Source organism: Acinetobacter sp. MF4642, assembly GCF_002018925.1.
In the GTDB taxonomy this organism is placed as follows: domain Bacteria; phylum Pseudomonadota; class Gammaproteobacteria; order Pseudomonadales; family Moraxellaceae; genus Acinetobacter; species Acinetobacter johnsonii.
On record NZ_MVON01000075.1, the window covers coordinates 1 to 1,343 of the forward strand.

Annotated in this window: 1 protein-coding gene; it reads left to right on the forward strand. The window is 48.3% G+C overall.

The annotated features are described in order from the left end of the window. On the forward strand, positions 1–1,343 hold a 1,343-nt coding region (locus MF4642_RS16470), incomplete at both ends, for a DUF2345 domain-containing protein (protein ID WP_153041808.1).

The following is a 1,343-nucleotide window of genomic DNA, read 5'->3' on the forward strand; positions in this document are numbered from 1 at the left end:
ATTTACTGAAACAAAGCCAATGGTCACTCAAAACCAGCACAGTGCCAAGCGAACGCCAAGCCAACCACTTGAGTTTACAGCGTCGTCACATCACGACCGTTCCAGCTTATAACCCGATAGCGCACCGACCAGCCACACACCCACAACGTGCCAAAGTCGTGGGACCAAGTGGCGAAGAAATTCATGTGGATGAATGGGGACGGATCAAAGTTCGCTTCCTCTTTACCCGCAACGATGACCACAGCCATGACGGCGGTGCAGGCGCCAATGACAATGATACAGACTCGGCATGGGTTGATGTCTTGACCCCATGGGCGGGTGAGGGCTATGGCGCACGCTTTTTACCGCGCATTGGTGAAATCGTGGTGATTGATTTCTTTGATGGCAATCTCGACCGTCCCTTTGTGGTTGGACGGATTCATGAAGCGCAGCGCAGCCCAACGAAATTTGATCAGAAAGGGCAATTGCCAGAGACCAAGAAACTAGCTGGGATTCGCTCTAAAGAAATAGGGGGTGAAGGCTATAACCAACTCCGCTTCGATGACACCACGGGTCAAATTTCGACTCAACTACAAAGTAGTCATGGGGCAACTCAGTTGAACCTCGGTAACCTCAGCCACCCGAAAGAAGCGGAGAGAAGTGAAGGACGAGGAGAAGGCTTCGAGCTTCGAACTGATCAATGGGGCGCGATTCGAGCAGGTGACGGTTTACTGCTCAGTAGCCATAAACAAGATCAAGCTGCAGGTACACATCTGAATGCTCAACCTGCCAAACAACAACTTGAAGGGACTTTAAACAATAGCCAAGCGTTAAGTGAAGTGGCGAAGAATCAACAGACGGATCCGCTTGAAGTTTTAGAAAACTTAAAAGGCTTCTTAGAACAGATTGAACAACAAGATCAAAACAAGGCAGATGCATTTAAACAAGCCATCATGATTCTCTCTGCACCAAACTCCATAGCTGTGAGCAGCAATGAAGATCTGTATCTCTCAGCTGATGGTCAAATCAGCCAAAGTGCAGGGGAGAGTATTAACCTTTCTACGCAGAAATCATTGATTGCGCATGCCAGTGAGAAAATAAGTCTCTTTGCAGCACAAGACGGGCTAAGAGCCTATGCAGGCAAGGGCAAGGTTGAAATCCAAGCGCAAGGTGATGAACTCGATGTCATTGCGCGGAAAGGCATTCAGATTATTTCTACGGAAGAGCAAATTGAAATTAAGGCCAATAAGAAAATCGTGCTAACTGCTGGTGGTAGTCAAATTGAGATTAGTGGTGCAGGGGTATTACCGACCACTGCTGGAAAGTTTGAGGTCAAAGCGGGGCAGCATCAGTTTTTGGGTGGG